We start from the raw sequence: 18,366 nt of genomic DNA on the forward strand, positions 1-18,366 counted from the left end.
CGCGTTGAGGGACCCCGCGCATGACCTGGTTGACGGGCTGACCGCATCCGGCCCACGTCGTCTTTCCGCACGTTCTGCAGGTGACCTGTCGGCACATGGTGTGTGTTCTCCGTCCTTGTTCCTGGCTCGTCGGTGACGAGCTCGCGACCGACTATACCCCCGGGGGTATTATGGGTCGCATGAGAACCATCATCATCGGGGGAGTGGCGGCGGGCATGAGCGCCGCGACGCGTCTGCGCCGCCTGGACGAATCCCGCCGGATCACCGTGTACGAACGTGGTCCGCACGTGTCGTTCGCCAACTGCGGGTTGCCGTACCACGTGGGCGGAGTGATTCCCGATCGGTCATCGCTCCTGCTGCAGACGCCGGAGGCGCTCGCGCGGCGCTTCGCACTCGAGGTCCATGTGCGGCACGAGGTGACGGCGATCGACGCCGAAGGTCGGACGGTCACGGTGCGAGATCTGCGGACCGGCCTCGAAGCCGTCGAACGCTACGACGAGCTCGTGCTGGCCACCGGCGCGGTGGCGACGCCCGGTCCCACCGCCGGCGGGGTGCCGACGCACACGCTTCGGAGCATCGATGACGTCGACCGTGTCATGGCGGTGCTGGATGGCGCCGGGCCGATGCCTCGCGTCGTCGTCGTCGGTGCCGGATTCATCGGGCTCGAGGCGGTCGAGAACCTCCTCGCCCGCGGCGCCCGCGTGACCCTCGTGACGAGGGGACATCAGCTCCTGTCACCGCTCGACCCCGAGATGGCGGCACCGCTGACTCAGGTTCTGCGTGACGCCGGCGTCGACCTGCGGCTGGGGGTCACGGTAACCGGAGGCGAGGGAGGCGGAGTCGCCCTCAGCGACGGCGCCGTGCTCGAAACCGACCTCGTCATCGAAGCGAGTGGCGTGCGACCCGAGCGTGATCTCGCCCAGAGTGCGGGCGTCGCGATCGGGCCCACGGGCGGCATCCGGGTCGACGGGCGGCACCGCACGTCTGCCCCTCGGATCTGGGCGGTCGGCGATGGTGTCGAGAAGGTCGACCAGATCGACGGTGAGCCGCTCCTCGTGACGATGGCCGGCCTGGCCAATCGGCACGGCCGCGCTGCCGCCGACGACATCGCGCGAGCGCGAGCGCGAGCGGGAGTCCGGGATGCCGCTCCGGCCCTCGGCACCGCGATCATCGGCCTGCTCGGAACCACCGTCGCCGTCGTCGGCTGGAACGAGCGCCGCGTGCGCGCAGCCGGTCGACCGCATCGCATCGTGCACACGCACCCGGCATCCCACGCCACCTACTACCCGGGTGCCGAGCCGATGGCGATGAAGCTCATCGTCGACGCGGCGACCGACCGCATCCTCGGCGCGCAGATCGTCGGCGGGGCGGGAGTGGACAAGCGCATCGATGTGCTCGCGGTCGCGATGGCTGCGGGGCTCACCGCGAGTGCCCTGTCGCAGCTCGAGCTCGCGTATGCGCCGGCCTACGGTTCGGCAAAGGACCCGGTGAACATGCTCGGCTACGTCGCGGAGAACACCGCCGACGGCACGACCCCGACGTTGCAGTGGCATGAGCTCGATGTTGCGCTGCGCGACGGAGCGACGCTCGTCGACGTCAGGAGTCCTGCCGAGCACGCGGCCGGCTCGATTCCCGGCGCGGTGAACATCCCGCTCGACGAGCTGCGGCAGCGCCACGGTGAGCTTCCGGGCGGGCCCGTGATCGTGCATTGCATGGTCGGTCAGCGGGGCCACACTGCGGCGAGACTGCTGGCGCAGCGGGGACACGACGTGCGGAACCTCGATGGCGGATACCGTACGTGGGTGGCCGGAACTTCGACGACGCAGGGAGCAACGACATGACGGATCGGAATCGAACCCTTCACGACGCGCAGGCGGTGCGCAAGGTCGCCAACCGGCTGAAGCGCGCCCAGGGGCAGCTGGCCGCGGTGATCGCCGCGGTCGAGGGAGGCGGCGACTGCCGCGATGTCGTCACTCAGCTCGCTGCCGTGAGCAGCGCGATCGACCGGGCGGGCTTCGCCATCATTGCGACCGCGATGCGCGAGTGCATCACCGAGGCTGAGCCGGGTTCTGCGGCATCCGCGCCCATCGCGGACGCCGACACAGCGACGGGCGCGGATGCCGCCTCCTCGGCGTCCCCGGGCCGCCTCACCGTCGCCGAGCTCGAGAAGCTCTTCCTGACGCTCGCCTGATCCCACCCTCTTCCGTCGACTCGCCACGTAGTGCGGATCCCGCCGCTCCCACACCCGCGCTTTCTGGCGAGCCGACGGGCAGGTCACCTCAGGTGCTGGGTGTTGACGGCGGCGCGGGTGGCGCTGAGCGCCGCGTCGAGGTCGGGGTAGCGCAGCTGCGCTACCCGGATGAAGACGAAGTCGGCGACCGCGAGCTGCGCCATCCGGCTCGCGAGCGCGGCGGCGCGCAGGGTCGCCTCCCGTGCCGGGGTGCGCAGGGTGGCGGATGCCGCGGCCGCGAGGGGCGACGCGGTGTCGTTTGTGATCGCGACCGTGAACGCTCCCGCGTCGGAGGCGATCTCGACGGCTCGGAGCACGTCGATCGTGCCGCCGCTGAACGAGAACGCGATCGCGGTGGTGCGCGCGTCGGCGAGGGCTGCGTGCACGAGCTGCACGTGCGTGTCGTGCGAGCTCAGGCACATGATCCCGATGCGCTGCAGCTTCTGCGCGAGGTCGGCAGCGGCGAGGCCCGACGCGCCGACGCCGAAGGTGACGACGCGATCGCTGTCGGCGATCGCCCGGGCGATGCGCTCGAGGGCCTCGAGATCGAGCATCCGGCCGGTCTGCTCGATCGTGCGCGCCTCATGGAACGCGACCTTCGCGACCATCTCGGCGGGCGAGTCGGAGGGGTTGAGCTCGCCCTCGGCGATGTTCGAGCGCTCGAGCTCGATCGCTCGCCGCGAGACCTCCTGTGCGAGCTCGACGCGGAACGACGGGTAGCCCGCGAATCCGAGGCTCTTCGCGAAGCGCACGACCGACGCCTGCGACACCGACGCGCGCTCGGCGAGGCTGGTGACGGTCGCGGTCACCGCGAAAGACGGATCGTCGAGCACCGCGCGAGCCACCTGCACCTCAGCCGGGCGCAGGCGGGGGATGATCGCGCGGGTCGCTTCGAGGACGTCGCCGTCCATGTGCCTCCTCGGGAAGTCGGTTCAGTCTTCCACAGATCTTGACAAAACATGCCGCCGAGAGCACTCTGTGTGAAACAACGTGCCACGCACCCATCGGCGTGCGCAGCATCCCGACGAGGAGCACCCGTGACCACCCCGCACCCGACCCCCGCCACCGAGACGCCCAACCCGCTCACCGGCGAGCTCGACGCGATGTCCGTCGACGAGATCCTCCGCGTCATGAATGACGAGGATGCCGGCGTGGCCGGCGCAGTCTCCGCGGCCATCCCCGAGATCGCCCGAGCCGTCGACCTCGCTGTCGCCGCACTCGCGGCCGGAGGACGCCTCGTCTACCAGGGGGCCGGCACGAGCGGCCGCCTCGGGGTCCTCGACGCGGCCGAGTGCCCGCCCACCTTCGGCACCGACCCCGCGCAGGTCGTCGGCCTGCTCGCCGGCGGTCACGAGGCGATGTTCCGCGCGATCGAGGGAGCGGAGGACTCCCGCGAGCTCGGCGCCGACGACCTCTCCGGCATCGGACTCACCGAGCGCGACGTCGTCGTGGGCATCGCGGCATCCGGTCGCACGCCCTACGTCATCGGCGGACTCGACGAGGCCCGCCGGATCGGCGCCGCGACGGTGGCGATCTCGTGCAGCCCGAACGCCGAGATCAGCGCCCACGCCGACGTCGCGATCGAGATCGACAACGGTCCCGAAGTGCTGACCGGCTCGACCCGGCTCAAGGCCGGCACGAGCCAGAAGCTCGTGCTCAACATGATCTCGACGGCCACTATGGTGCGTCTCGGCAAGGTCTACGGCAACCTCATGGTCGACGTGCGCCCGAGCAACGAGAAGCTCGTCGCCCGTGCCGTCCGGATCGTGCAGGCCGCGACCGACTGCGACACGGCGACCGCGCGCCGCGCGCTCGACGAGGCTGACGGTCACGCCAAGACCGCGATCGTCGCGATCCTCTGCGACGTCGACGCGGCCACCGCCCGCGAGCGGCTGAGTGCGGGCGCGGGCTTCGTCCGCGAGGCCGTGCGCGCACGCGGCTGACCCGCCGCCGCAAGCCGAACCAGCCCCGAACCCAGCACCCAACACCCGAACCCCGTCCGCCGGAAGGAATCACCGTGGATTACCCCGAACTCAGCGAGGAGATCCTGCCGCTCGTCGGCGGCTCGCAGAACATCGCCTCGTACACGAACTGCATGACGCGGCTGCGACTGAATCTGCACGACCCGTCGAAAGCGGATGTCGCGGCGCTGCGGCGCCTGGACGGCGTCATGGGAGTCGTCGACGGTCCGCAGCTGCAGGTCGTCGTCGGTCCCGGACACGCACAGCGCCTGCGCGACGCCTTCGCCGAGGTCGTCGATGCTCCGGCCGAGGCTCCCGTCGACGACCCCGAGGACGAGGTCGCCGACATCGCCGCGGCTGCGGCGGGGAGCCGTGCCGCGGGAGCGCGGGCATCCGGCGGCGGCGAGCCCGTCGACGCGGCGACCGACCTGCGCACGCTGCAGCAGCAGAACACGCAGAAGGTGAAGTCGCGGCACACCTCGCGGGTGCACGGGCTGTTCCGTCACATCGCGAACATCTTCGTGCCCATCATCCCGGGGTTCATCGCCTGCGGACTCGTCGTGGCGATCGGAAACATCTGGAAGCTCATCGACCCGAGTGTCACCGCCAACCCGTGGTTCCTGGTGTTCGCCGCCCTCGGCACGATCGTCGTCACCTCGCTCAACCTCATCGTGGGTCTGAACACGGCGAAGGAGTTCGGCGGCACCCCGGTGCTCGGACTCATCGCCGGTGCGATCTCGTACCTCCCCGCGCTCGCCGGCATCGCCGCGACGACGGCCGCCGACGGCACGGTCACCCCCGCTCAGCCGCTCGTCCTTCCGCTGTTCGGCGAGCTCAAGCCCGCGCTCGGCGGCATCATCGGCGTCATGGTCACGGCGTGGCTGTTCACGGTCATCGAGAAGTGGATCCGCAAGCGCGTTCCCGCCTGGGCCGACCTCTTCGTCGTGCCGGTCATGACGCTCCTCATCGGCGCCGTCATCTGCATCTTCGTGATCATGCCGATCTCAGGCCTGCTCATGCAGGGCATCAACTGGCTGCTCATCGACTTCGCCCTCGAGCGCGGCGGCGTCGTCGGCGGATACCTGCTGTCGTCGCTGTTCCTGCCCCTGGTCATGCTCGGCATCCACCAGGGTCTGACTCCGATCCACGCGCAGCTCATCACCGATCACGGCTTCACAGAGCTGCTGCCGGTTCTGGCGATGGCCGGGGCGGGCGAGGTCGGCATGGCGATCGCGATCTTCCTCAAGACCAAGAGCACCCGGCTGAAGAACATCATCCGCGCGGCGCTGCCGATCGGTGTGCTCGGGGTCGGCGAACCCCTCATCTACGGCGTCTCGCTCCCGCTGTTCTACCCCCTCATCACGGCGTGCCTCGGCGGTGGTTTCGGCGGTGCGTTCGTCGCCTTCGGCATCCAGGCCACAGGAGGATTCGGCGCCGGTGCGCTCGGCCTCTCGGGCGTGCTCATGACCGCCGTCATCACGAACGGCGCGTGGCTCTGGTACGTCGGCGGCCTCGTGATCTCGTACATCATGGGCTTCGTGCTGACCTGGTTCTTCGGGTTCAAGGAGCACATGGTCGAGCGGCTCGGCTGAGACGGGAGCGCCCCGATGCTGTTCTCGATCTACCCCACGGATGCCGCCGAGACGCGGCGGGCCGTCATCGATCAGGTGCTCGCGACGGCGCAGTCGACCTCAGCGGCGCCCGCCGCGTCCGTCGACTGCGGTGACGAGCGGATGCTGTTCACCTCGCTGCACATGGTCGACACCGGCGAGCTTGATGCGTTCGGCGACGTGCTGCGCGCGGCGCACGACGACGACGGACTGACCTTCTGCGCCGACGTCTCGCCCGTCGCGCTCGAGCACGTCGTGGCCGGCGAAGAGGGGTGGGGCTGGCTCGCGCGCCGCGGCATCACGATGCTGCGACTCGACTACGGCTTCGACGCGCATGAGATCGGCCGGATCGCCGAGGCCTCGGGGTGCCGCATCGCCGTCAACGCGAGCACCGTCGACGCGGCGTTCCTCGACGAGCTGGCGGGGCTGCCCGTCGCCGGGTGGCACAACTTCTACCCGCGCCCCGAGACCGGACTCACGACGTCGTTCCTCGTGGCGCAGTCGCGGCTGTTCCTCGACCGGGGGATGCCCGTGTTCGCGTTCATCCCCGGCGAGCGCGAGCTGCGTGCACCGCTGCACCTCGGTCTGCCGACGCTCGAGGAGCAGCGGCACCGCAACGCCTGGCGCTCGTACCTCCAACTGCGGCGGCTCGTTCCCGAGGCGGTCGTCGTCTGCGCCGAGGGCGCGGTGGCCGACGACCACGCGGCCTGGATCGCGGAGTTCGAGGCGACGGGCACGGTGACGCTGCCGGTGGTGGGGCTCGATGCCGCGGCATCCGTGCTGGTGGAGCGGCCCTGGCGGTTGCGGGTCGAGGAGGCGGCGGCATCCTTCCGGCTGGACGAGACGCGCGGCGGCATCCGTCCTTCGCGCATCCGCAACGCCGATGCGCGCGAGCGCGGCAGCCTGCAGGCCGACCTCGACGTCTACGGGCGGTACCGGGGCGAGGTGCACCTGATGCGCGTCGATCGCCCGCTCGACGCGGGTCAGGCTCGCATCGGCGAGGTCGCGGCGCCCTACCGCGGCATCATCGACGACCTGCGCCCCGGCCAACTCCTCCGCCTGATCCCCTTCCCCTCCTGACCCCCGCCTCGACCCGTCGAGTCGCCACGAAATGCGGATGCGGTCGGCCCCGGACCCGCTGTTTCTGGCGACTCGACGGGGATAGAGGGGGGTGGGGCTTACGCTCGGGGGCGTGGGGGAAGCGGGGGAAGTGGGGGAAGTGGGGGATGCGGGGGAGGAGCGGCTCGACGGCGGCAATGCGAGCGGCAGCGTGGTGCGCATCGGCGACACCGTTCGCAAGGCATGGACGGCATCGACTCCCAGTGTCATCGCGTTCGTCGAGGCGCTTCGAGCGCGCGGGATCGACGCTCCCGAGCCCCGCGGACGCGACGGCACCGGCAGGCAGGTCACCGAGTTCGTCGAGGGGACGCTCGCGATCGACGCGGGCCCGATGGGCCTCGATCAGATGCGACGCGTCGGAGCCCTCGTCCGCGACATCCATGACGCGTCTGCGGCGTTCGTCGCGCCCGCCGGCGCGATCTGGGAGACGGCGATCGCGGCGCCGGGTGACGAGTTGGTGTGTCACAACGACCTCGCGCCCTGGAACCTGGTCGTGGGGGAGCGTTGGGTCTTCATCGACTGGGATGCCGCGGCCCCGAGCACACGGCTGTGGGACCTCGCTTACGCCGCGCAGACCTTCGCTCTCGGCGACCCCGCGGAGGAGCCGGCGGTGGCCGCGGGGCGCCTGGGCTCGTTCGTCGACGGCTACGGCGCATCGGCCGCGCTGCGCGCGCAGCTGCCGCGCGCGATGAGCGACCGGGTCGATGCGATGTATGCGCTCCTCGAGTCCTCGCACCGGTCGGGTCGTGAACCGTGGGCGACGATGTTCGTCGAAGGGCACGGCGCCCACTGGGCCGCCGTCCGCGATTTCGTCGACCGCCACCGCCCCCTGTGGTCCCGGGCCCTGACCCCCCTGACCCCCGGTCCCTCTGTCCCTCCGTCGGCTCGCCAGGAATGGCGGGTCTGGGGTGCGCCGCATCCGCACATCGTGGCGAGTCGACGGATGCCGCGGAGCCGGGGCAGGGCGATTACTGGTACGTAGCAGTGATACGTAGTATCAATCGCGAGAGGCCGTCGTCGACGAACGTCGGTAGAGTCACATGCCAGGAAAGGCAGTCATGGGGAAACGGCCAACCAGCCGCGACGTCGCAGCGCGTGCCGGCGTGTCGCAATCGACGGTCTCGCAGGTCTTCACCGGGCGCGCCGGCATCTCCGCCGCCACTCGCGAGCGGGTGCTGGAAGCGGCGCGCGAGATCGACTACCGGCCGAACCTCGCCGCCCGCTCGATGCGCACGACGCGAACGGGCCGCCTGGCGGCCGTCCTCCCCATCACCGCGTTCCACTCGGCTCCGCTCATCGCCGGCACGATCGAGCGCGCGCGGGCCGCCGGCTACGACGTCGAAGTGCAGAGCATCCCCAACGCCCCGGACCAGCGTCGTCCGCGACTGCTGGAGATGATCGACTCCCGGCAGTTCGAGGGCATCCTGTGTTACGCGCCCGTGCCGGGCGATGATCTCGTGCACGTCGATCCCAACGTCCCGGTCCTGACGCTCGCCGAGTTCGACGACGACATGCGCGTCTCGGGCGAGATGCTCGACGTGCACCCGCTCGTGAGCATGGTCGAGCGGCTCGCGGAGCTCGGGCACCGCCGGTTCCTGCACATCACGGGAGCGCGGAGCTATCCCTCGGCGGATGCGCGCCGTCGGGCGTACGAGGCGACGGTCGCTCGCCTGGGCGTGCAGTCCGTCGGAGTCGTCGAAGGGGACTGGAGCGCGCAGTCCGGCCTGGACGCGATCCGCTCGCTCGACGAGGGTTCGCTCCCGCTGGCCGTCATCGCCGCCAACGACTTCATCGCGACCGGCGCCATCCGTGGAGCCCTCGAGCGCGGCTGGACCGTGCCGGGGGATGTGAGCGTGACGGGCTGGGACGACTCGCCGACGAGTGCATTCCAGACGCCCTCCCTCACGAGTGTGTCGATGGACTACGTCGAGCTCGGCCGCCGGACTGCTGACCGGCTCATCGCGCTCATGCGGGGTGAGCAGCCGCCGTCCGCCGCCGGTCCCCTCCAGCACGTGGTCTGGCGCGAGTCGACTGCGGCCCCGTCCTCCTGACGTCGAGTCGCCAGGTTGTGCGGGTCACGGGGGCCCGGCATCCGCATCTTCTGGCGAGTCGACGGGGGCGCGCGCCGGGGGACGGGCGTAGCGTTCGGGCATGCCCGCGCCGGTTCCCTACCTCCACTTCGCCGGCGACGCCGCCGAAGCTCTCCGCTTCTACAGGTCGGTGTTCGGCGGTGAACTCCAGCTCCACACCTTCGCCGACTTCGGTCGCCGGGACGGACGTGGAGATCTCATCGCGCACGGCGAGCTGCGCGGCCACGTGGATCTGTTCGGAGCCGATGATCCCGGGGGTGCCGCACGGCCGTCGATGTCCGGGATGATGTTCGCCCTCCTCGGCGCGGGAGACGAGCAGACGTCACGCCGCTGGTTCGACCTGCTGGCCGACGCGGGCACGATCATCGACCCGCTGCAGCGTCGTGCCTGGGGCGACCACGACGGGCAGGTCACCGACCGCTACGGCCTCACGTGGCTGATCGGCTTCTCCTGAGCCCCGACGCTCGACTCGCCAGGAAATGCCGTTCCGGGCCGTCCCGCATCCGCAGACTCTGGCGAGTCGACGGTCGGCCCCGGGTCAGGGGGTGGCGCGACGGGCGGGGGCGAGGTCCTCGAGAAGGAACTCGTCGAAGCAGGCGCGCAGTTCGTCGGCCATATCGAGCGTCGTCCGATCGAGGAGCCACTGGATCTGCAGGCCGTCCCACACCGCGATCGACCGCGCGGCGGCGCTGGGGATGTCGACGTCCGCCCGCAGGCCGCCCTCCGACCGGATGACGCTGAGCGCGTCGACCACGATCTGCCGGCTGGTCTCGTACCGGTTCCGGAAGAAGTCGTGGGCGGGGTGGTCGGGTGAGGTCGCCTCCGCCGACAGGGTGCAGAACAGCTCGATGACCCCCGGGATCGTCGAGTTGTAGTCGGCGAGGGCGACGAGATCCTCCAGCGCATCGCGTCCCGAGTGCTCCTCGAACGAGAACCTGCTGCGCGCGAGGTCGTCACGGTGGTCCAGCACCGCCAGCAGCAGCTCGGCTTTGTTGCGGAAGTGGTGCAGCAGCCCAGCCTCGCTCATGTCGACGCGGTCGGCGATCTCGCGCAGCGAGCCCTTGCGGTAGCCCGCGCCCGCGAAGACGGAGAAGGCGGCGTCGAGGATCAGCGTGCGCGTGCGCGCGCTCTTGGCGTATGGGCCTCGAATGGCGGTTCGGGGCGTCTGGATCACGCGCGGCATCTCTTCATCCTGGCGGCAACCCCCGCATGGTGCGGAGCGCGCGCGGCAATGCGAAGCGTTTCGGTCGCGATCGGCGGGTCATGAGCCGTCGAGCCGACGGTCATCGGCGGTCGTGCAGGTGGTCGCGGTGCTTGGCGGCCTGGCGTGCGCGCACGGGCAGGTCGATCGGGCCGGTGACGGTGAGCTCGTCCTCCCAGCACTCGATGCCGCGGACACCGGGCAGTCGCTCGCGCGTGAATACGGGGTCGAGCCCGGCGCGCCGCTGCTCGGTGTAGTCCTTGAGAAGCCGGAAAGCGATGCCCGACAGCAGCGCGATCGCGATGAGGTTCGTCAGCGCCATCAGCCCCATCACACCGTCGGCGAAGTTCCACACGAGGTCGGCTCCGACGACCGATCCGCCGAGGACGGCGGCGACGACGAGCACGCGGTACCCCGTCAGCACGGTGCGGTTGGTCGAGATGAACTCGATGTTCGATTCGCCGTAGTAGTAGTTCCCGAGGATCGACGAGAACGCGAGCATGAAGATGATGATGCTCAGGGCGATGTTCGACCACTCACCGAGGGTGTCGACGAGGGCTCCCTGCGTCAGATCGATGCCGCGTGAGGCCCCGGCGAGGTCGGGGACGGAGACGAGGATGATGAAGGCGGTCACCGAGCACACGAGGAACGTGTCGAAGTAGACGCCGAGGGTCTGCACGAGGCCCTGCTTCACCGGATGGGTCACGGCGGCGCTCGCGCCGGCGTTCGGGGCCGAGCCGAGCCCCGCCTCGTTCGAGAACATGCCGCGCTTGACGCCGGTGAGGACGATATAGCCGAACGCAGCCCCGACGACCTCGTTGAAGCCCCAGGCCGACGTGAAGATCTCGGCGAACACCGGCCCGATCCGGTCGAGGTGCAGCGCGACGACGATCACGCCGAGCACGAGGTAGGCGAGCGCCATGATCGGCACGAGCACCTGCGTCACCGAGGCGATGCGGCGCACCCCGCCGAACACGACGAGCCCGGTGAGGAGCGCGATGCCCGCCCCGATGACCCACGGCAGCCAGGGCAGGTCGCCGCCGACGCTCGAGCTGATGGTCGCCGAGATCGTGTTGGCCTGCAGCGAGCTGAACGCGAAGGGGAAGCAGACGATCAGGATGACGGCGAAGAGGATGCCGAGCCACCGGGCGCCCAGACCGCGCTGCATGTAGTACGCCGGGCCGCCGCGGAAACTGCCGCGGTCGCGCGTCTTGAACAGCTGCGCCAGCGACGATTCGATGAAGCTCGACGCTCCGCCGACGAACGCCATGACCCACATCCAGAACACCGCACCCGGGCCGCCCACCGCGATGGCGGTGCCGACGCCGGCGATGTTCCCGACTCCCACGCGGGAGGCCGCGGAGATCGTGAAGGCCTGGAAGGCGGAGACCGACTGCGGCTTGCCGTCCGCGGTCTGCGGCGTCTTGTCGGTCAGGGTGCGGAACATCTCGGGGATCAGGCGGAACTGCACGACGCCCGATCGGACGGTGAAGTAGAGCCCGAGGAGGACCACGACCGGGAGGACGATCCAGGTCCAGAGATGGTCGCCCCACGTGAGCAGCCAGTCGTTCACGGCATCCATGCCCGTCGAATCCATGTTCGCCAGTATGACGACTCGGAGTGCCCGGTGCGAGGGCGACGCGACCGAACGCCACGCACCGGTCGCGTGAAAAACCACTCATGTGTGCGATGTCAAGCGTTCGCGCGCACCTGATTCCCCCAGGTGGCCCCCGGTACGCTGTCAGCTGGTGAGCCGGGAAGTCTGGTCGGCACGTAGTCGTCGATCGAACCCGGAGGATCCGTGCTCACTGTCCTGCCTGCCCTCTGTTGCCGCGCGCCCGCGAACGCCCTGACCGGGCGGCGGCGCGCATGACTCTCATCGCTGCCGTCGCCGCAGCCTGGCTGTTAGTGGCCCTCGCCCCTGCGTTCGTACGCCTGACGGGGCGGTACGCCGGGTGGCCTCTGGCGGGGGGCATGCTCGGGGTGCTCGGGCTCGTGCTCTCGGCATGGAACCCGCAGCAGGTCGTGCGCGAATCAGTGCCGTGGATCCCCGCACTCGACATCGCGCTGCGCCTCCGGCTGAACGGGCTGGCGCTGCTGTTCGCCGTCGTGGTGCTCGCGATCGGCGCGGTGGTGCTCGTCTACTCCACCTCCTACCTGCGCCAGCCTCGATCGCCGGGCTTCTACGGCCTGATGACGGCGTTCGCGGCCGCGATGCTCACCCTCGTCCTGGCCGACGACCTCGTCGTCCTCTTCGTGGCGTGGGAGCTGACGACCCTGTGCTCGTATCTGCTGATCCTCCGCTCGGGCCCCGCGGCGAAAGAGCCTGCGACGCGTACGCTTCTCGTCACCGCCGCCGGCGGTCTCGCTCTCCTCGCCGCCGTTGTGACCCTGATCGCCCGCACCGGCACCACCGAACTCACCACCGTCCTCGCCCACCCGCTGTGGCGCGAAGACCCGGGATTCGCGACGATCGTCGCGGTGCTCGTCGCTATCGCGGCCATGACGAAGTCGGCGCAGTTCCCGTTCCACGCCTGGCTGCCGGATGCCATGGTGGCGCCCGCCCCGGTGAGCGCCTATCTGCATGCGGCGGCGATGGTGAAAGCGGGGATCTTCCTGCTCATGCTCTTCGCGCCCGCCGCGTCTGCGGCGGCGATCTGGTCGCCGCTTCTCGTGGGGGTCGGGCTCTGGACGGCTCTCATGGGGGCGTTCTTCGCGGTCCGGCGCGCCGACATGAAGGAGCTGCTGGCGTACTCGACCGTCAGTCAGCTCGGCCTTCTGGTCGCGGTGATCGGCGTCGGCACGCCGACGGCGATGCTCGCGGCGAGCGCGCATGTGGTCGCTCATGCGCTGTTCAAGTCCGCCGGCTTCATGGGCGTCGGACTGGTCGAGAAGCGCACCGGGACCCGGATCCTGACCGAGCTCCGCGGATCATGGCGGATTCTTCGCTGGGATGCCGCGATGCTGATCCTCGCGGCGGTCAGCATGGCCGGCATCCCTCCGATGCTCGGGTTCATCAGCAAGGAGCTGCTTCTCGACTCGTTCCTCACGGCGGCTTCGCCTGCGCTGTCATGGACGCTCGCGATCGTGGCCGCCGCCGGAGCCGTGCTGACGGTGGCGTACAGCGTGCGCCTGGTGCTTCCCCTGCTGCCCGGTCGCCTCGGTGCCGCTCGGCCCGGTGAGCACGGGCCGCAGGCACGCCCCTGGCGCGACACCCGAGCGATGTCGGTCGCGGTATCCGTCCCGGCGATCCTGGGGTTGGCTCTCGGGGCGGGGGCGCCGCTTCTCGACCCGGTCGTGCGACCTGCGGCAGCGGGGGCCGCGGGCGTCGACGTGGCATCCGTCTCGGGCGTCTACCTCTGGCACGGTGTGAACGCGGCGCTGCTGCTGTCGCTGACGGCGATCGTGCTCGGAACGCTGGTCGGCCTCCGGCTGCGCGGTGCTCCCGCTCCGCCGGCACCGCAGCGGTGGTCGGGCGTCCTCGCCGTCCAGCACGCGCAGCGGGGCATCATCGCGCTCGGACGCCGCGTCGGCGACCTGACGCGCTCCGACGCCCCCGCCGCGAACCTCGTCGTGCCGATCCTGCTGATCGGGGCCGCCGCGGCGGCGCTGCCCACGCTGTGGCGCGGCTGGCCGCGCTACGACGAGCCGTTCCTCGTGCTCGATCTGCTCCTGCTCCTGCTCGTCGCGGCAGGGGTGATCGCGGTCTCGGTCGCCACCCGCCGCCTGACCGCGATCATCAGCGTGGGTGTGGCCGGGTTCGCCGTCGTGCTGTGGTTCCTGGTTCTGGGGGCTTCGGATGTCGCGGTGACGCAGCTCCTCGTCGAGATCCTGACCGTCGTGGTGATGGTGCTCGTGCTGCGCCGGATGCCGCGCCGCCTGCGCCCGTCGCGCCCGCGACGACGCGTGCTCGCAGCCATCGCCGCGCTCGCCGCCGGGGTGACCGCGACGCTCGCCGCGCTCATGTTCACCGGACACCGCGAGCTCTCGGACGTCGCCGCCTTCTTCCTCCGCGAGGCGAAGGAGCTGACCGGCGGCACCAACATCGTGAACACGATCCTGGTCGACTTCCGGGCGCTCGACACGCTCGGCGAGCTCGTCGTCCTGGGGATCGCCGCGGTCTCGATCACGGCGCTTCTCGAGGCGCGCCGAGCAGTCGACCGTCCGTCGGGGAAGGGAACCGCTGCCGCGCTTTCGAACGCCCGCGTCAACGCGGTCTTCCTCACCGCCGTGGGACGCATCGTGGCGCCGGTGATGGTGGTGGGGTCGGCCTATGCGCTGCTGCGCGGCCACAACGCCCCGGGCGGCGGCTTCATCGCAGCGCTCATCGGTGCCGCCGCCATCGCGCTGATCTACCTCGCCGCCCCGAGCGACGAGATCCCGCGGATCGAGCGCTCCTACCTCGCGATCGCCGGAGCGGGCATCGTCATCGCGGTCGGCACCGGTGTGCTGGGGCTTCTCGACGGCTCGTTCCTCCGGCCGCTGCACTTCGACATCGGCAGCCTGCACCTCACCACGGCCCTCGTCTTCGACCTGGGTGTGTATCTCGCGGTCTTCGGGGTCATCCTCGCCGCCATCAATCGCCTCGGTCTGTCTCCCGCCGATGCGGTCCGAACCGACCGTTCGTCAGAAAGGAGCGTCCGGTGATCCTCGCCCTCACGATCGGTGTGCTCGTCGCCGGAGCGGTCTACCTGCTGCTGCAGGAAGACCGGCTGCGCGTCATCCTCGGCTTCGTGCTGCTCTCGCACGCGGTCAATCTGCTGCTGTTCAGCGCCGGCGGCATCGATTCGCGCGACGAGCCGCTCGGCGAGGCGCTGAACCCGGCGACCACGGCCGATCCGTTGCCGCAGGCGTTCGTTCTGACCGCGATCGTCATCGCCTTCGCGATCACCATCTACCTGCTCGTCCTCGCCGTCACGGGCAGCCCGTCCGAAGACGCCGGGCTCGACGATGCGGGCGCCGACGATGCAGGGCCCGACGATGCGAAGGCCGCGGCCCCGGCCCCGACCCGAGGAGGACGACGATGAACGACGCGCTGCTTCCGCTCATCGTCGCGGTGCCTCTCCTCGCGAGCGGTGTCGCCGCATTCGCGCGCCATCGTCATCGGTGGGCGATCGTCCTGCTCCTGACGATCCTGACGGCGAACATCATCGCGGCCGCCGGGCTCGTGTGGGCGACAGCCGATGGATCGGTGGTCGCCCACGGGATCGGCGGATGGCCCAACGGCATCGCCATCCCCTTCGTCGCCGACGCCTTCTCCGCCCTCATGCTCACGGTGGCGGGCCTGCTCACCCTCGTCTGTGTCGTCTTCGCGATCGTCGCGGACACCGGTCGCAATCGGCTCTTCCCGGCACTCGTCCTCGTGCTGACGGCGGGAGTGAACGGCGCGCTCCTGACGGCCGACCTGTTCAACCTCTTCGTCTTCATCGAGGTCATGCTGCTGCCCTCGTACGGGCTTCTGGTGCTCTCGCGTCGCGGGCGCGGCACCGACGAGTCGGTGACCGGCTCGAGGCTCTACGTCACCTTCAACCTGTTCGTCTCCACGGTCTTCCTGGGCGGGGTGGCGCTCGTCTACGGTGTCGCGGGCACGGTGAACCTCGCCGAGCTTGCCGGCGCTGCTCAGGAGTCGCCGCTGGTGGCGGCAGCGCTCGGGGTCTGCCTCTTCGCGCTCGCCATGAAGGCTGCCGTGGTCCCCGTGCACGGGTGGCTCGCCCGCGCGTACCCGTCGACGACGCCGGCTATCACCGCGATGTTCTCGGGTCTGCACACGAAGGTCGCGATCTACGCCATCTACCGCATCTACGCCGTCGGCTTCGAGGGCGACCAGACCTACCTCTGGATCGGCGTGGCCGTCTTCAGCGCGACGATGCTGATCGGTGTGCTCGGCGCGGTCGGCGAAGACCGGATGCGGTCGATCCTCGCCTTCCACATGGTCAGCCAGATCGGCTACATCCTGCTCGGCGTCGCGCTGTTCACCCCCGTGGGTCTGGCCGCGGGCATCTTCTACCTGCTTCACCACATGATCGTGAAGGCATCGCTGTTCCTGTCTGCGGGCGCCATCGAGACCCGATTCGGGACGGACCGCCTCGACGACCTGCGCGGTCGTGTCGGCCGTGAACCCGTGCTGATGGTCGCCTTCGGGGTCGCAGCGCTGTCGCTCGCCGGCATCCCGCCGTTCTCGGGCTTCTTCGCGAAGCTCATGCTGCTCGTCGCGGCGGTCGAGGACGGACAGGTCGCGGCGGCGGTCATCGCGATCGTGGTGAGCCTGATCACCCTGCTGTCGATGCTGAAGATCTTCAACGCCGTGTTCGCCCGCACAGTCAGCGGCGGTGAGCCGGTCGGGCCGGTCGGGCCGGTCCGGCGCGGCGGGCTCGCGGTGGCGCAGCGCCCCACGACCCGCGCAGCGCTCGCGGTGCCGGCTGTCGTGCTGGCTGCGGCGACCCTCGCCCTCGGGCTCGGCGCGCAGGGGCTGTTCGCCCTCGCGGAGGTCGCGGCCGCCGGCTTGCTCGATACGACCGGCTACGTCGGGGCGGTGCTGCCGTGATCCTCAGCATCCTCACTCTGCCCTTCCGATTCGCGGCTTTCGTCTGCTGGTTCGCCGCGCAGCTCACGCTGACGTCTGTGAGAGTGCTCGGCGACATCCTCAGCCCGGGGCTGGCCGCGACGCCACGCGTCGTTCGGCTTCCGCTGGGGTCGGCGGGCGACCTGCACGTCACCGCGATCAGCGTCCTCATCACGCTGACTCCCGGCACGCTGGCCCTCGGCGCGGCGCGAGATGATGCCGGGGCGCGTTTCGTCATCGTGCATTCGCTGTACCACCGCGACACCGATTCGGCGCTGGCCGACTTCGCCGACATGGACCGCCGGATGACGCGCGCGGTCGCACTGGGAGGACCGAGATGAATCTGCTGGACCTCGCCGCGGCGGGATGCGCGATCGCGATGATCGCGTCCGTCGTGCACATCCTGCGCGGCCCGACCCCCGCCGACCGTGTCATCGCTGCCGACCTGCTCACCTTCAGCCTGGTCGGGCTCGTCGCGCTCGTCGGCGTACGTCTGGCGCGCGAGGGCACGTTCGACCTCGTGCTGGTCGCGACCCTCGTCGCCTTCCTCGCGGCGGTCTCGCTGGCCCGCGCGCTGACGGGAGGGCGTCGATGACGATCCTCGAGCTCATCGGTCAGATCATCGCCCTGCTGGGCGCGCTCATCTTCGTCGTCGCCGCGGTCGGCCTGCGGCGCTTCCCCGACCCCTACGCGCGCATCTCGGCCGTCGCCACTGCGGCCGGCCTGGGGGTCGCGTTCATCACGGTCGGCGCGGTGCTGCAGGTCCCGACCGTGGACAACGTCGTCAAAGTCGTGCTCGCGGTGCTCCTGCAGCTGATCACCTCGGCGGTGGCGGCCATCGTCATCGCCCGCGCCGCGGCGAGCTCGGGGCATCGGTTCAGCGACGGCACCGATACCGCCGCTCTCGACGAGGACGCGTGACACGCGCGGTGGGGCGGGCCGGGGCGCGGGCGCCGTGGCATATGGTGAGGGTGTTCGGCCGTGAGACCGAGCAGGTGCGCCGGGAAGTCTGGTCGGCAAGACGATGACCGCTACCCGAAGGGCTCCCGTGAATCCCCGCATCGCCGTTGCCGGTGACCGACCCGAACCGATGGCGGCAGCCATCGCGTCCCTCGCCACCGAGGGCGAGCCCACCTGCCTGGTGTGGACGGTGGATCTGGAGGCGGAGCCGACGGCCCGCCGCTCCCGCATCGAACTCAAGCAGCGTTACGACTCCCTCCTCGCCCACGCGTCGGGTCTGGCGGCGCTGCGGAACCTGGTCGTCCTGCTGCGGCATGCCGACCGCGTCCCCGAACGCAAGATGCATGCGGCCGCGGCAGCGCTCGCCACCCGGCTGCACGCCGATCTCGAACGGGCGCGCGGTCGCTACGTGGATGTCGCCGTCGTCGACATCAGCTCGTGCACCGACACCCGGCGTCTGCTCGACCGCGTCGAAGAGGTGGCGGGCACCGCGGCCGGCCCGGTCGGGAATGTCGCGCTCACCTGGAACGAGATCCGCGACCGCAGCATCCACTCCGCCGCTGCCGCGTCGCAGTTCTGAGCCCCGCCGCCGCCACCGCCCGTCGAGTCGCCAGGATGTGCGGATCCGGCGCC

Annotated in this window: 18 protein-coding genes; 15 read left to right on the forward strand and 3 right to left on the reverse strand. The window is 70.4% G+C overall.

The window, feature by feature from the left end; translation table 11 throughout:
• The first annotated feature begins 179 nt into the window (after positions 1 to 179).
• Entirely contained in the window at positions 180 to 1,841 is a 1,662-nt protein-coding gene (locus C3481_RS12920; RefSeq protein ID WP_103842782.1) for an FAD-dependent oxidoreductase, read from the forward strand.
• Positions 1,838 to 2,191, forward strand: a complete 354-nt coding sequence (locus C3481_RS12925) for a metal-sensitive transcriptional regulator (RefSeq protein ID WP_103842784.1) — start codon at positions 1,838 to 1,840, stop codon at positions 2,189 to 2,191. Before C3481_RS12920 ends, C3481_RS12925 begins: the two co-directional genes overlap by 4 nt.
• A gap of 83 nt (positions 2,192 to 2,274) precedes the next feature.
• Here C3481_RS12925 and C3481_RS12930 read toward each other — a convergent pair whose 3' ends face one another.
• Entirely contained in the window at positions 2,275 to 3,141 is an 867-nt protein-coding gene (locus C3481_RS12930; RefSeq protein ID WP_071918964.1) for a MurR/RpiR family transcriptional regulator, read from the reverse strand.
• 126 nt (positions 3,142 to 3,267) lie between these two features.
• Between C3481_RS12930 and murQ the strand changes: the two genes are divergently transcribed.
• The 6 genes from murQ to C3481_RS12960 all read left to right on the forward strand — a co-directional run bounded on the left by murQ (position 3,268) and on the right by C3481_RS12960 (position 9,464).
• Positions 3,268 to 4,173, forward strand: a complete 906-nt coding sequence (murQ, locus tag C3481_RS12935) for an N-acetylmuramic acid 6-phosphate etherase (protein WP_258039121.1) — start codon at positions 3,268 to 3,270, stop codon at positions 4,171 to 4,173.
• 74 nt (positions 4,174 to 4,247) lie between these two features.
• Positions 4,248 to 5,783, forward strand: a complete 1,536-nt coding sequence (locus C3481_RS12940) for a PTS transporter subunit EIIC (protein ID WP_103842678.1) — start codon at positions 4,248 to 4,250, stop codon at positions 5,781 to 5,783.
• Between the two features lie 15 nt (positions 5,784 to 5,798).
• Entirely contained in the window at positions 5,799 to 6,881 is a 1,083-nt protein-coding gene (locus C3481_RS12945) for a MupG family TIM beta-alpha barrel fold protein (RefSeq protein ID WP_103842680.1), read from the forward strand.
• Between the two features lie 112 nt (positions 6,882 to 6,993).
• Positions 6,994 to 7,902 carry a phosphotransferase gene (locus C3481_RS12950; RefSeq protein WP_308457285.1) on the forward strand — a complete coding sequence of 303 codons (909 nt, stop codon included), beginning with the start codon at positions 6,994 to 6,996 and terminating at the stop codon, positions 7,900 to 7,902.
• A gap of 76 nt (positions 7,903 to 7,978) precedes the next feature.
• Entirely contained in the window at positions 7,979 to 8,971 is a 993-nt protein-coding gene (locus tag C3481_RS12955) for a LacI family DNA-binding transcriptional regulator (RefSeq protein WP_103842682.1), read from the forward strand.
• A 100-nt stretch (positions 8,972 to 9,071) separates the two neighbouring features.
• Positions 9,072 to 9,464: a VOC family protein gene (locus C3481_RS12960; RefSeq protein WP_023953762.1), complete on the forward strand. Its 393-nt coding sequence runs from the start codon at positions 9,072 to 9,074 to the stop codon at positions 9,462 to 9,464.
• Between the two features lie 84 nt (positions 9,465 to 9,548).
• On the opposite strand, the gene C3481_RS12965 is transcribed toward C3481_RS12960, so the two are convergent.
• Positions 9,549 to 10,193, reverse strand: a complete 645-nt coding sequence (locus C3481_RS12965) for a TetR/AcrR family transcriptional regulator (RefSeq protein ID WP_103842684.1) — start codon at positions 10,191 to 10,193, stop codon at positions 9,549 to 9,551.
• A 100-nt stretch (positions 10,194 to 10,293) separates the two neighbouring features.
• Complete coding sequence (locus C3481_RS12970) at positions 10,294 to 11,808, reverse strand: sodium:alanine symporter family protein (protein WP_258039122.1); 1,515 nt, start codon at positions 11,806 to 11,808, stop codon at positions 10,294 to 10,296.
• Positions 11,809 to 12,080: 272 nt separating this feature from the next.
• Here C3481_RS12970 and mbhE point away from each other — a divergent pair, with 272 nt between their 5' ends.
• The 7 genes from mbhE (at position 12,081) to C3481_RS13005 (ending at position 18,313) form a co-directional block, all read left to right on the forward strand.
• A complete protein-coding gene (gene mbhE / locus C3481_RS12975; RefSeq protein ID WP_103842688.1) occupies positions 12,081 to 14,858 on the forward strand; it encodes a hydrogen gas-evolving membrane-bound hydrogenase subunit E in 2,778 nt (925 codons plus the stop codon).
• A complete protein-coding gene (locus tag C3481_RS12980) occupies positions 14,855 to 15,238 on the forward strand; it encodes a sodium:proton antiporter (RefSeq protein ID WP_103842690.1) in 384 nt (127 codons plus the stop codon). The genes mbhE and C3481_RS12980 overlap by 4 nt, the downstream gene beginning before the upstream one ends.
• Positions 15,235 to 16,755 (forward strand): monovalent cation/H+ antiporter subunit D family protein, encoded by a 1,521-nt coding sequence (locus C3481_RS12985; protein ID WP_103842692.1) that lies wholly within the window; start codon positions 15,235 to 15,237, stop codon positions 16,753 to 16,755. Before C3481_RS12980 ends, C3481_RS12985 begins: the two co-directional genes overlap by 4 nt.
• Positions 16,752 to 17,114, forward strand: coding sequence for a Na+/H+ antiporter subunit E (locus tag C3481_RS12990; RefSeq protein WP_023953774.1), 363 nt, complete (start codon positions 16,752 to 16,754; stop codon positions 17,112 to 17,114). Before C3481_RS12985 ends, C3481_RS12990 begins: the two co-directional genes overlap by 4 nt.
• Positions 17,111 to 17,368 (forward strand): monovalent cation/H+ antiporter complex subunit F, encoded by a 258-nt coding sequence (locus tag C3481_RS12995; protein WP_023953776.1) that lies wholly within the window; start codon positions 17,111 to 17,113, stop codon positions 17,366 to 17,368. Before C3481_RS12990 ends, C3481_RS12995 begins: the two co-directional genes overlap by 4 nt.
• A complete protein-coding gene (locus C3481_RS13000; protein ID WP_103842694.1) occupies positions 17,365 to 17,694 on the forward strand; it encodes a monovalent cation/H(+) antiporter subunit G in 330 nt (109 codons plus the stop codon). The genes C3481_RS12995 and C3481_RS13000 overlap by 4 nt, the downstream gene beginning before the upstream one ends.
• Before the next feature lie 127 nt (positions 17,695 to 17,821).
• Complete coding sequence (locus C3481_RS13005) at positions 17,822 to 18,313, forward strand: hypothetical protein (protein ID WP_103842696.1); 492 nt, start codon at positions 17,822 to 17,824, stop codon at positions 18,311 to 18,313.
• Positions 18,314 to 18,366: the final 53 nt, after the last annotated feature.

It is taken from the genome of Microbacterium sp. Ru50 (assembly GCF_002920555.1).
GTDB classification, from domain to species: domain Bacteria; phylum Actinomycetota; class Actinomycetes; order Actinomycetales; family Microbacteriaceae; genus Microbacterium; species Microbacterium arborescens.

Excerpts from the sequence above, each read along its gene's own strand:
- C3481_RS12945 (WP_103842680.1), top strand. The coding sequence starts at position 5,799 with ATGCTGTTCTCGATCTACCCCACGGATGCCGCCGAGACGCGGCGGGCC.
- mbhE (WP_103842688.1), top strand. The coding sequence starts at position 12,081 with ATGACTCTCATCGCTGCCGTCGCCGCAGCCTGGCTGTTAGTGGCCCTC.
- C3481_RS12965 (WP_103842684.1), bottom strand. The coding sequence starts at position 10,193 with ATGCCGCGCGTGATCCAGACGCCCCGAACCGCCATTCGAGGCCCATAC.
- C3481_RS12970 (WP_258039122.1), bottom strand. The coding sequence starts at position 11,808 with ATGGATTCGACGGGCATGGATGCCGTGAACGACTGGCTGCTCACGTGG.
- C3481_RS12985 (WP_103842692.1), top strand. The coding sequence starts at position 15,235 with ATGAACGACGCGCTGCTTCCGCTCATCGTCGCGGTGCCTCTCCTCGCG.
- C3481_RS12925 (WP_103842784.1), top strand. The coding sequence starts at position 1,838 with ATGACGGATCGGAATCGAACCCTTCACGACGCGCAGGCGGTGCGCAAG.
- C3481_RS12920 (WP_103842782.1), top strand. The coding sequence starts at position 180 with ATGAGAACCATCATCATCGGGGGAGTGGCGGCGGGCATGAGCGCCGCG.
- C3481_RS13000 (WP_103842694.1), top strand. The coding sequence starts at position 17,365 with ATGACGATCCTCGAGCTCATCGGTCAGATCATCGCCCTGCTGGGCGCG.
- C3481_RS12960 (WP_023953762.1), top strand. The coding sequence starts at position 9,072 with ATGCCCGCGCCGGTTCCCTACCTCCACTTCGCCGGCGACGCCGCCGAA.
- C3481_RS12955 (WP_103842682.1), top strand. The coding sequence starts at position 7,979 with ATGGGGAAACGGCCAACCAGCCGCGACGTCGCAGCGCGTGCCGGCGTG.
- C3481_RS12930 (WP_071918964.1), bottom strand. The coding sequence starts at position 3,141 with ATGGACGGCGACGTCCTCGAAGCGACCCGCGCGATCATCCCCCGCCTG.
- C3481_RS12995 (WP_023953776.1), top strand. The coding sequence starts at position 17,111 with ATGAATCTGCTGGACCTCGCCGCGGCGGGATGCGCGATCGCGATGATC.